This is a genomic window from Thiocystis violacea (assembly GCF_016583575.1).
GTDB classification, from domain to species: Bacteria; Pseudomonadota; Gammaproteobacteria; order Chromatiales; family Chromatiaceae; genus Thiocystis; species Thiocystis violacea.
Map to the genome: position 1 here is coordinate 1 of NZ_NRRG01000086.1, position 10800 is coordinate 10800.

Below are 10800 nucleotides of genomic sequence, written 5' to 3' on the forward strand. Positions count from 1 at the left end.
GTCGTTGCCGCTGCGCGGCGCGCTGACGAGGATGCATGGGGGCTGGCTCCACGGGTGGGCAGTTGGGTTTGGCCACTCTCAGCCTACCACCACCGCCAGCCTTTCTCATGCGTTTCAGCAGGTTGGGCTTATCTTAGTGCCATTCTAGCCTGGCCCCTTTAATTCCTTCACACCTCACGGGTATGCACCCCTGGCGAGGAATTCCGATACTTCCGCCCGCGGCCTTCCTAATTGGGGTCGATTGATCGCTGTCTCAGCCGTTTCATCAGTCTCGCAAGGCCCTCATCGCCCTCGGCCGTCATCAGCAGATGCACATGATTGGTCATCAAGACATAAGCGTGGACGGCCACACCGTCAGCCGGGGCGAGAACGGCAAGCGCGTCGAGGAAAAATGGCTTGTCCTCGTCGCGAAAAAAAGGGCACTGCGATCGACACCACGCAGGATGACAAGGGAGCCGGGCGTCCCGGCCCAATGGGAGACCTGACCCCGGATTGTGGATTGAAACATCTGGTCAAACGCGGTTTCAACCGGGGCTTCGCCTGAGCGCCTGAGTGGCCGGGTGTGCAATGGGAGACCTGACCCCGTTCCCCGCCGTCAAGCTTCAAACGCGACCTAAAGCGCGAAGCCAAAGGAAAACACCGACAATCCCTGCAAGCCGAATTCACGACCATCATCGAGATGCTTGCCCGGGATCTTCCGCCACCAGACAAGCATCGCGATCATGCGCTGACGGGCGATTGGAAAGACCATCGGGACTGCCATGTCAAACCCGACCTGATACTGATTTACTGCAAGCCTGATGCGCAGACGTTACAACTGGTGCGTCTCGGCTCGCATGCCGAATTGGGTCTCGACTAATCCTTAATTTGGCACCACGTTTCAGTGTGACCGTGATTTTGCGGGGGGGCTGGGAGGTGAAACCTGAGATCAGGCAAGATTCAGAAAGGGAACCGGACGTCCCGGCCCGGGTGGCTCGAATGAAGTCGAGCCAGGCTCCTTTGATTTCCTTTGATTTTTTTCTTTAATTTTTTTGCTTCGACCGGCTGATCATCGCGCAAGCGCGCGCCAAGGGGCTGGTGGCGGTTTCTTCGGATTCGCGCTGGGACCAGTACGACATCACGCTGCGGCGCCCGTAAGTGGCACCGTGCAATGGGAGACCTGACCCCGGACCATGGGCAGCCTGTGGCGATGACGCGGCTATTGAGGCACCGCCAGACGAAAGGGGCGGAAACAGATAGGTCGCGTCTAAGGTCGCCGGATGCCTGCTCTCTACTCTACCCGGAATTCGGAACTGAACTGCCGGTTTTCGCCCCTCGGTTACTCGGTTGACAACGTAAGGCGTTTTCCTTACATTTGTGCTCTTATTATGATTACGGGGTAAATGTCATGACTGGCATCCACGGAATTGCCACCCTGACCTCCAAGGGCCAGATCACCCTGCCCAAGTCCATCCGGCAGACGCTGGGTGTGACCACTGGTGGCAAGGTGGCCTTCGAGCTGCGTGGCGGCGAGGTCATCGTCACCCGCGCTGAGTCCGAGCATCAAGATCCGGCGATCGGAGCGTTTCTGAGTCTCCTGGAAGCGGACATCCGCACCGGTAAGCACGTCGGAGCATTACCCGTGGAGCTTGCCCGGGCCATGCTCGCAAGCGCCGGTCACGCCTTGGACCTCGATGAAGACATTGAGGGAGACGTGGCGCTTTGATCCAGCGTCACGGATGGGTGCTCCTGTTCCATGGTTGCATCGTCGAGCAGCTTCAAAAGCTGCAAGCCGCCGCCGCGCGCGCCGAGCGCAGCGATCCGATGGACTTTGAGCGCAATGCCAATGTCAAGCTGTTTCGTGCGTTGAGCCGGTTGATACTGGAGACAGTGCCGAGCAATCCCGCGCGGGACGAATACCGCCAAGGCAACACCCTTGGTCTAGCCTATCGGCATTGGCGACGCGCGAAGGTCGGACGGCGGTTCCGCCTGTTCTTCCGCTACGACTCCAGGGTAAAGACCATCTTGTTTGCCTGGGTCAACGATGAGCAGACGCTGCGGGCGGCAGGTAGCAAGTCCGATCCTTACGCCACATTCGAGAAGATGCTTGAGCGAGGGAATCCGCCAGATGATTGGGATAGCCTGGTTGCTGTGAGCCAGTCGGATTGGTCGACAGGTTAATTGTGACCTATCCCGGTTATTCCGGAGCGATCAAATGTGCAATGGGAGACCTGACCCCGGCTTTTTCTCCCATTGGCGCAGTTGCGCTTTGGTCGGCTTGCTGGGTGCCGTGGGTTGGCTGGAGCGATCATCGGTCATGGAGCGAGTATAGCCGCAACCTGAGATCACCTCCGCGGTCTGGAGACGGCTCAGGGAAGCTCCTAAGACGTGGTCTGACCCGAATGGCGCGCTCGATTCAAGACCCTGCCCCCTGGATTGGCAAGGTGTGCAATGGGAGACCTGACCCCGGTTCTCGAGATAATGTGCAATGGGAGACCTGACCCCCGGCTCATGACCCCGGTTCTCCGCAGTTGCTCGCGCTACGTCTATCACGCCACGCGTATTCTGCGCCGATGGCTCAACCGCAAGAGCCAGCGTAAGGCGTACAACTGGGAGGGCTACAATGCCGTCCTGCGCCACGTTCAGTGGCCGCGCGTGCGTATCCGCATCGACCTGAATCCCTTTCGAAGAGCGGAGGCTTGTTGAATGACCGACCGAGGAGCCGGATGTGGGAAAGCCGCTTGTCCGGTTCTGAGAGGGGCCGGGTCGCAACCTGGACCACGGGCGAGATCATGTGGCACCGCCAGGAAACTAGGCGGCAAACAGAGAACACAAACTTCGCCCTACCGTCCGGGGAGTGCCCGGCCTACTCAAAACCCCGGCTTTTTTTCGTCCTCCCGGAACTCGGCCGAACCAGGCCCCTTTAATTCTCTTTAATTCTTTAATTCATGGAATTCAGGGTATAAACAGTTGTAATGCAATTATTCCCCGCTTCCAATACGGTATCCAATGAAATGCGTTTAGCACCATTCAGAGAAAATTCTGGCGGATTGCTTTCGGGTAGATCAATGCGTGGAAGTCCAGCATTCGGAGCAAATATCCGAGCATAGAAAGTCTTTGCGCCCTTAGTAAGAACAATAATTCCATCTGATCTGACTGATACATCAGCATCGGTGTAAAATTTCCAGACAATTGGGAGGCTGCCATCTCCCTCGAAGCAATCAACAACTGAAGCCTTGTTATCTCCGACTTCAACCCTTCTACGATAAGCGAAATTATTTATGTTCAAACGCGGATATGCGTGCGTCAGGTCTATTTCGCAGAAGTGAGGCCCATTGCTAAAGCTGCAATTTTCCATCACTCCTTTGCCATCGAATGCTTGGTGATATCCAGCCAGGGTTGGAACATTATGACCTGCGGACCCGAGGCGCAAATAAGACCATCTCTTGCCTGTTGATGAATCGGAATCCCAATAGCCAGGAAGTCCGTAATTATCAGCGCCCAGATCAATGACCCAACGTTCTCCCAAAGCATCGATGACGAACTGCCCTTGATCGGCTTGACCATGAGGAATAAGTGTTTGTCCCGCCTTTACCGCAAGCCAGACTGCATTTTTATCCTGGGCTTCTTTGGTGAGGAACGCAACGGTAACATCACTTGACTCAAATACACTGGAAACACGCAGAGATCTATCTGCTTGATCGTTTTTTTCCTGATACCATATCAAATGCTCAGGCGTCACCAACCTAGATAACTGTTCAGCCTTAGAGTCAAGAAAAGAATGTTCATCATTTGAATAGGAGTCAATGCCATACTTCCCGCCAAAATAGAACAGAAAAGGAAGTGTACCGCGTCGCTTCGTCCCGGCATCCGCATAATTGAAAGTAAAACCCGATGGACCAACACTGCTGATAATGAATTCCGGAATCCGCTTCACGCCGGGTATGTCGGTCACATCTAGATTTATCCCTAAACTTGTTTCGGCAGACGACAATAGGCGAGCAAGATATGTAGAAAGATATTTCGCATACACAACGCCTTCTCGCCATGAGCCATCGGGAGATGACATCTTTAAGCAATTCGGGAGAGTTCGCTGGGCTTGCTCCAGAAAACGAGCCGCATCATCAGGATAGGACTCCGCAATAGCTAATGAGCCAACGACCAAGCCAGCATTTGTGACGACATTCCAGTTATTCGAGCTTTTCGAAGGATCGGAGAAAACCCTGTTGATCTGCGCATCTTGGTCTAATGCTTTAGCGATCAAACACTCTTCGATGCGATGGCGTTGGTTTTCGGGTAAGGCCCAATAAAACCAATCGTATCCAATTCCCACTGCATAAGCCATTTCCGCTGTATCGAGGAAATGCTTGCTGTGCCAATTTGGGAAGTCACAAACGCTAATTAGCTTGATTTGCGCGGATTCGAGATAATGGGTCTTTCCCGTCCAACGCCAGGCAAACCCTAGCGTTTGGATTTCTTTCACCATTCGCCGACTGCTTTTCAAGATGGTGAATTGCGGCGGATAAAGTTCATATTGCGGCCGCCAATTCTCGGACAAAATACCATCCGCCGATTCAAGGAGCGCATCGATATATGATCTTAGGCGCTCATCGGAAGGATACAGTGATCGCAGTTCGGACAACCGTCCATCAGTGAGCAATAGCCGCGGATGTTCATGCAAACGGGAAATCAGCTCGCTGGTTTTCAGCTCCTGCACTTGTGCAGGGTGCCATGGCACCCCCGCCCAAAAAACACTATTCGTCAGGAGCAGGAGTGACACGATCAGCGGTTTCATCGGAAACGAAGGATAGACCTTCATCCTAGAATCACGACACCAGCGCCATGATGCGCTCGACATGCCGACTCCAAGTCAACTCTCGAAGCGCAAAGGCTTGCGCCGCTAGACCCAGTTGACGTTGTTCCTCTGGCCGCATTAGCAGGTTTCGAACCGCCGTGGTGATCGCCTCTGGCTGTTGCCCATCCACGAGCAAACCGGTGCTGCCATGCGAGATGAAGTCCGATGGTCCTCCGCTATTCCCAGCAATGACCGCTGCGCCGAAAGACATCGCGTCGGCGATGCTAATCCCGAATCCTTCGATATCTCCGCCGTCGAGAGTTGCGATCTGGGGATGCAGGAAGATCCCGCTCGAGCGGTAGTATCCGAGTAGATCCTCATCGCTGATTCGTCCCAACAGGGTCACATGGCTTTTCAGATCGAGTTGATGGATGAGTCCCGCGAGCCGTTCACGCTCCGGACCCAATCCGGCAATGAAGAACCGGAAATCGAGACCCTCACGCTTCAGCGGCGCTAAAGCCATGATTGCGCCATGCAGGTTTTTTCTCTCAACAAGCCGACAGACGCAAAAGATTTGACTTGGATTGGGGGCGGGGGAATGAGCCTCGGCGAGGCGTTGGAACGAAATACCGTCCCAAGCCACCCCTACCTGGCGGAGTTTCGGATGAATCGTCTCCTGAAATTTCACCATGATCGGCGCACTGATCCCGATCACCGCGTCGACGCGACGGAAGGTCAGGGACATCAGCCGTTTCAAGTACGACGGGACGACGAAGACCTCGCGCCCATGGACCGTCAAAACGATCGATGCGCGAAACCCACGAACGAGTGCGGGCATCGCGGTCCGCCAGGTGGTGGCATGCACGATATCGAAGTCGCCCGGACTGAACCGAAACAAGACCTGGAGCATACGCAGAAAGACGATGAGTTGAGGCGCCATTCCTACGTTCAGAATCCGGACGTTATCGTCCTCAAATTCCTTTCTCGTCGCGCTACAGGCGGTTAAGAGCACGACCTCATGGCCTTCAGCGGCATAAGCTGCGCCAACCTGCTTTGCATAGGATTCTAGGCCACCGGTTTCTGGGGGGTAACCTTTTGATATCAATAGAAACCTGCTCATCGCATCAGACCGCCCCAAGCATAATCAACCATAAGAACGAAGTTATCCCGTACAGGTCAATCGATTCTTGGCACATCGTATCCAAAATTTCGAATATCCGCCGCGTATCGTTCGCCAATGGCATAAATGATGTCGGGAGTGCAGTGCTTCAAATATTCGTCAGGTTCGGTGGACTTCAGTTTATGTTCAAAGAAATCGCTACTGACACCGATGCGTTCTGATACCACCCTAATAACAGAATCCATCTCTTCTAGTTTTCCAATGTAATCATATTGCATTCCTTTATCCAAGCCGAGAACAATAGATTGTGAAATCCAGTGCCGATCCGCGCGCTCATCGCTGCCCTCTGGTGTGCCCAGCCATTCTACGAATTCACCAAATGACATATTGGATCGTAATCCTTTGCGGCCATTGAAATGAAGCGCGCGTTGTATCGGTGTAGGGTTGCGAATTTTCTGCTTATAGCAAGAATAGCAACGTGCCCAAGGATTTCTGACGACAGAGAATTTAAAATACTCGTAATATTCGCCGACAAAGTGCTCAATCCTTTTCTCTGATATGTCGAGGCTAAAATTGTAACATTGAGATGCTTCAGTTAAACCGTAAACGAGAGTTCGAGAACCGGATTTTGGGATCACGACACACAAAAAACTTTTATCTGCAGAGAAAAGTTTCTCGGAAAATGTATCGGGTTTGGATGCTCGATGGAGGATTATTAAATCTAAAGCGCAATAAGATAGTAGGGCTGTATTCAGTAAGGCATGCGCAAGAACATCATTTGAATTTTCAAGCGAATAGAGGGATTTTCTAATATCTCTAATTTTGAGATTAGATAAAAACATATGTCAGATCCTAAAGCAATAGCTCAAAACCATGCATTTCGAGACTGCACGACGACGCATGTAAAGTGGCCGAATATAAAAACGATGATGATTAATTCACGGATTCTTTACGGACATGATTCATTTGCTTAGGTCGAAACGGTAAGCAACCATATGCTGCCGAATCGTAACCTATAGACTGAAAACAAAGGCTAACAAGCAGCGATGTAAGAACCATAGTTGAGGTGTCTCCGAAAATTGACATATTAGAGACTTGTGAGTGCAGAAAAACCCAAAGCAAACCAAGAAATGTCAAAATTTGAACGCGAGCACATTGGGTTGTATGCACGGAATAGATGCACCGCAACACAATACGAATAATTTTAACAAAGAACAGAAGAATCAATGTGACTGGCATGATGCCCGCGACCATAAGCATACTTAACAGGGAATTATGGACTGGGATGCCTTCTCGCCACCAGCGAACATCACCTTGCGTAAGAAATAGGTCTAACCAGTATCCTCCTCCACCTCCCAACCAAAGATAGTCCCCGACATTTTGTAATGCCAAGGTCCAGAAAGATAAGCGGTAGGAGAATGTGTCTACAGTGACACCTAATAAAACTATTGCGGTAGGAGTCAAGGCTATCCCGATAATGCTTAGAGCGGTTAAGCTAAAGCCTAGGAACTTTGCTGTCTCCTTACGTGAGCGAGATATGGACCATAGCAATAGCCCGACAAATCCAACGATTGGCATTAGGAGAAATGTTGACTTGGAGCCTGTCAAAAAAATTGATACCATGCAAATGATAACAAGCGTCAATCTAGTTAACCCTTCGAATAGAATCAGGTAAATGCACGCCAACGAGAAAATAAAAGATATTGCCCAGTTCCCATTATCAAACAAGAGTCCCCCGGATTTTTCGTCCGAAAGCACGTTTCCGATCGGATTAAAGCCGAATATAGAATACGGAATTGGTGAAGCTAAATAAAACTCCTCAACGGATGGAGCAGTCTGAAAAATAATGATGCTAAGCGGTTGTATCAAGAGGCCGACCGTCAGTAAGCGCAGCCACCTTTCGTCATGGATGCGCTGTATGAAAACCATGAAGAATCCACACAACGATGCGAACGATGCGATCAAGAAAGGAAGACGAAGCGAGGCATTCAAGTCAACGCCTGCCCTTGTCGCTAGCCCTGCAGAAACTAGAACTGCAAGCCACAGTAGCCAGAAATGCCGGATTGAAGACAGAAAAAAAAGCGGCATCAAAAATATTACTATTAAACTCTTCAGCGAAAAATTAGTACCGTTTTCCATGCTCAAGAAAGAGATTGGTAACAATACAGATAAAAAAATTGCTGCTGCGCAAAGAATTAGTGATTTGTTATTCATCTAATAGACAATCTTACTTGAGCCGCAATACGCCGATAATAAGCAATTGTAAATTATTGGTGTGCTCGACATTCAGTTAGCTTCGGCTTTTTGCTGGTTTCCAAACAGTATAGTCATGATTTCGAAGGGCATCAATTATGCCAATCCCGCTGGCGAGTATCGATATCGCAATTTCAACGCCAGCATTCAACAAAGGAATGCCAAATATGCTTAATGCATAAGCGAGGAAGATAAAAGAAAAGACAATGAACAGTGTAGCCGTGATGCCTGCCATTAGAAATAGGCTTAACAGAGAAAAAACAATAATCAAAACCATTGGTACTACCCCGAACCACCGCATTACTTTGTGGGAAACGAATTTGAAACGATCCACTACTTCCATGGCAGAGATTTTCGGCGTTAAGTATAGGTAAGTCTTATAACCCCGACACGCTATTCGGCGTTTGCGCTGAAACTCATCTATGGACGAGGTTGCAGATTTTTCGAATGCCATCACGTCTGGCGCGCTCACTACACGTCTGCCATGGAAAAGGGGTGTCATGGAAACAATCATATCGTCGAGGAGATTCGGCGGCACTTCGGGATACAGCTCGCGGCGCGCGGCGAAGATGGATCCATCCGCGCCCATGGTCGAACCCGTCGCACTCTCCAATTGTTTGATCGATTCCTCCAGTCGCCAATAGAGCGAGCCAACCTGAGCGGTGGTGCTCGCCTCAGGGTTGGAATAATGCAAGGTGCCTGCAACGCAACCGATTTCAGGGATCGAGAAATACTGGAGGATCCGGCGGGCAGAGCGAGGTTCGAGAATCACATTCGCATCGGTAAAGATGATGACATCGACGTCAAGGGAGTCGACCATGCGGCGCATCCCGGTGGCTTTTCCCGCCCGTTCTTTGCCTTCAATCAGGGTGAGAACATCCGATGCGTTACGCAGAAGGGCGACAGTGCCATCGGTCGAGTAGTCGGAGTAGGCAACGACCTGGAGATCGGGGAGCAAGGCTTTGATCTCGCGAATGTTTGCAATTTTTTCGGGCAGGGCCGTCTCTTCATTGTAGGCACAGAAGACAAGCGCATAGCGCGCGGGAACGGGCGCGTGTTCGGCAAGGGACACTGGCCGCTTTGGGAAGGCGCGGAGCAGCAAGGGGTAAATAAGGTAGGGGTAAATCAGCGCCACAAAGCTGACGGCCGCCATTCCGATGTAGATCATGTGTGCTCCCTGGCGAAGATGCGCCGTGTCGAAAATAGAGTGATGAGAGATAGCAGGCTGGTGTCAATGCCGAGTTGGCGCTTGGTTTCGTGTCGCGCCCAGAGATTCCAGGTCATCATCGAACCGGCAACCACGGCGGCGGCCCCCATGGTGCCGAAGGCCCAGGTTGCAACTGGAAGCGCGAGCAGTGCGACGCCATTCGTCGTGGTGAGGATGCGGAGCATTATCCGCTCGTTTCCGGTCATATCGAGGGCTTCGGCATTCGGTCCGCATGCGGCGCTAACCGTGTAACCGGTAGCCATGACGATGAGGGCTGCGTGTGCGTCAACGAAGCCGGACCCAAATACGGCAAGCAATGCATCTCCATAGAAGATCATCACAAGTAGTCCGCCAATCGCGAAGCTGCCCGCGATGGTTGCGACCAATGTTGCCGCAATCTGCATTTCCTTGAGATCGCCACGCCCGTAATACCTGGACAACAAGGGGGCGGCGATGATGTTGCTGGACAGCAGCAGGAGGTTGAGCAGTTGGGCTGTTTTCAAAGCTGCGAAGAAAGGTCCGGCCGCTGTTGGCATCAGAATCAGCCCGACGATGACGGTCGACAATTGCTGCGCACTGCCCAAAATCACGCTTGAACCCCAGAAGCTTGCACTGGTTTTCCGCCAGTCAAGGATCTTTTTAGGCTGGCCGATGAAAGTCCAGAGACGACTGCTGGGATGCGCGAGCATCTGGGCAACGATTGCTCCCGCTAGGAGTCCGGCAACCAACACGAGTGCCCAGTTCGCTTCTATCTGGCTCCCTGTCAGCGCCAGACTCCCGGCGACAGCGATGACGGCGACACGCCAAGCTACTTCGCGCGGCGCCAGGGCGAGCGCGATCGAGCCGTGCCCGCGCAATAATGACGTCTGCAATTCGCTGATGGCCATTACCGGGACAAACAGCGCCACGAGCGAATAGATGGCGTTATGACTCAGGCTAGAGGCGAACGTCAGCATCAGGCCGAGCACAGCGGATGCGACAAGCACGACCGCATAGCCATGAAGGGTTACGCCACGTTTGAGCGCGGCGTCATCGGGATGCGCGGACACCTCGCGCATGACCAACTGCTGCTGGCCACAGACAGCAACTTTCGCGCCAAAGAGGCCGAGGCTAAATGCCGCACCGAATACGCCGAAGGCTTCGAGGGTCATCGCCCTTGCGAGTGCCACGAACATGAAGTATGACAGTGCAGCGCTGAGGATCTTGATTGAGAACGCGACAGCGGCGCCGGATAAGAGTTTGCGTCGATCATGGTGCGCCAGTGCTTCACGCCCTGTGGCGATGGCTTTATGGATGCGTTTGTTCATGCGAATGGCCCGAGGTGCTATCGCCGCCCGAAACCGCTGGCCAGCATTCGAACGGAATCCGGCCAGATAAAAAAAGGTTCCAGGCTCGAATTATTCAGTCTCGAATTCGAATTATTTTTCAAGGGGGCCGGGGTCACAA

General features: G+C 52.3%; 12 protein-coding genes. 5 read left to right on the forward strand and 7 right to left on the reverse strand.

Annotated features, from left to right (window positions below; all coding sequences use genetic code 11):
- Positions 1-227: 227 nt before the first annotated feature.
- A complete protein-coding gene (locus tag CKO27_RS22400; RefSeq protein WP_200377138.1) occupies positions 228-473 on the reverse strand; it encodes a transposase in 246 nt (81 codons plus the stop codon).
- A gap of 176 nt (positions 474-649) precedes the next feature.
- Between CKO27_RS22400 and CKO27_RS22405 the strand changes: the two genes are divergently transcribed.
- The 4 genes from CKO27_RS22405 to CKO27_RS22420 all read left to right on the forward strand — a co-directional run bounded on the left by CKO27_RS22405 (position 650) and on the right by CKO27_RS22420 (position 2685).
- Positions 650-859: a type II toxin-antitoxin system YafQ family toxin gene (locus CKO27_RS22405; protein WP_276570199.1), complete on the forward strand. Its 210-nt coding sequence runs from the start codon at positions 650-652 to the stop codon at positions 857-859.
- A 528-nt stretch (positions 860-1387) separates the two neighbouring features.
- Positions 1388-1705 carry a type II toxin-antitoxin system PrlF family antitoxin gene (locus CKO27_RS22410; RefSeq protein WP_200377139.1) on the forward strand — a complete coding sequence of 106 codons (318 nt, stop codon included), beginning with the start codon at positions 1388-1390 and terminating at the stop codon, positions 1703-1705.
- Positions 1702-2160 carry a type II toxin-antitoxin system YhaV family toxin gene (locus tag CKO27_RS22415; protein WP_207281053.1) on the forward strand — a complete coding sequence of 153 codons (459 nt, stop codon included), beginning with the start codon at positions 1702-1704 and terminating at the stop codon, positions 2158-2160. The genes CKO27_RS22410 and CKO27_RS22415 overlap by 4 nt, the downstream gene beginning before the upstream one ends.
- A gap of 330 nt (positions 2161-2490) precedes the next feature.
- The gene (locus tag CKO27_RS22420) at positions 2491-2685 is read left to right on the forward strand and encodes a hypothetical protein (protein WP_200377140.1); all 195 of its coding nucleotides are present in this window, start codon (positions 2491-2493) and stop codon (positions 2683-2685) included.
- A gap of 235 nt (positions 2686-2920) precedes the next feature.
- Here the strand turns inward: CKO27_RS22420 and CKO27_RS22425 are convergent, their stop codons facing one another.
- The 4 genes from CKO27_RS22425 to CKO27_RS25400 form a co-directional block, all read right to left on the reverse strand.
- Positions 2921-4798, reverse strand: coding sequence for a heparinase II/III domain-containing protein (locus CKO27_RS22425; protein WP_200377141.1), 1878 nt, complete (start codon positions 4796-4798; stop codon positions 2921-2923).
- 7 nt (positions 4799-4805) lie between these two features.
- Complete coding sequence (locus tag CKO27_RS22430; protein WP_200377142.1) at positions 4806-5894, reverse strand: glycosyltransferase family 4 protein; 1089 nt, start codon at positions 5892-5894, stop codon at positions 4806-4808.
- Positions 5895-5950: 56 nt separating this feature from the next.
- The gene (locus CKO27_RS22435; protein WP_200377143.1) at positions 5951-6736 is read right to left on the reverse strand and encodes a sulfotransferase family 2 domain-containing protein; all 786 of its coding nucleotides are present in this window, start codon (positions 6734-6736) and stop codon (positions 5951-5953) included.
- A gap of 91 nt (positions 6737-6827) precedes the next feature.
- A complete protein-coding gene (locus CKO27_RS25400; protein WP_420825857.1) occupies positions 6828-7823 on the reverse strand; it encodes an O-antigen ligase family protein in 996 nt (331 codons plus the stop codon).
- On the opposite strand from CKO27_RS25400, the gene CKO27_RS22440 reads away from it, so the two are divergent.
- Complete coding sequence (locus CKO27_RS22440; RefSeq protein WP_200377144.1) at positions 7813-8112, forward strand: hypothetical protein; 300 nt, start codon at positions 7813-7815, stop codon at positions 8110-8112. The genes CKO27_RS25400 and CKO27_RS22440 overlap by 11 nt on opposite strands.
- A 72-nt stretch (positions 8113-8184) precedes the next feature.
- Here the strand turns inward: CKO27_RS22440 and CKO27_RS22445 are convergent, their stop codons facing one another.
- Together CKO27_RS22445 and CKO27_RS22450 are read right to left on the reverse strand one after the other, a co-directional pair.
- Entirely contained in the window at positions 8185-9315 is a 1131-nt protein-coding gene (locus CKO27_RS22445; RefSeq protein ID WP_200377145.1) for a glycosyltransferase, read from the reverse strand.
- On the reverse strand, positions 9312-10661 hold the full coding sequence (locus CKO27_RS22450; RefSeq protein ID WP_200377146.1) for a lipopolysaccharide biosynthesis protein: 1350 nt from the start codon (positions 10659-10661) through the stop codon (positions 9312-9314). Before CKO27_RS22450 ends, CKO27_RS22445 begins: the two co-directional genes overlap by 4 nt.
- Positions 10662-10800 lie beyond the last annotated feature (139 nt).

Coding starts and splice junctions, on each gene's coding strand:
- CKO27_RS22410 (WP_200377139.1), top strand. CDS start 1,388: ATGACTGGCATCCACGGAATTGCCACCCTGACCTCCAAGGGCCAGATC.
- CKO27_RS22440 (WP_200377144.1), top strand. CDS start 7,813: ATGAAAACCATGAAGAATCCACACAACGATGCGAACGATGCGATCAAG.
- CKO27_RS22450 (WP_200377146.1), bottom strand. CDS start 10,661: ATGAACAAACGCATCCATAAAGCCATCGCCACAGGGCGTGAAGCACTG.
- CKO27_RS22425 (WP_200377141.1), bottom strand. CDS start 4,798: ATGAAGGTCTATCCTTCGTTTCCGATGAAACCGCTGATCGTGTCACTC.
- CKO27_RS22420 (WP_200377140.1), top strand. CDS start 2,491: ATGACCCCGGTTCTCCGCAGTTGCTCGCGCTACGTCTATCACGCCACG.
- CKO27_RS22435 (WP_200377143.1), bottom strand. CDS start 6,736: ATGTTTTTATCTAATCTCAAAATTAGAGATATTAGAAAATCCCTCTAT.
- CKO27_RS25400 (WP_420825857.1), bottom strand. CDS start 7,823: ATGGTTTTCATACAGCGCATCCATGACGAAAGGTGGCTGCGCTTACTG.
- CKO27_RS22445 (WP_200377145.1), bottom strand. CDS start 9,315: ATGATCTACATCGGAATGGCGGCCGTCAGCTTTGTGGCGCTGATTTAC.
- CKO27_RS22430 (WP_200377142.1), bottom strand. CDS start 5,894: ATGAGCAGGTTTCTATTGATATCAAAAGGTTACCCCCCAGAAACCGGT.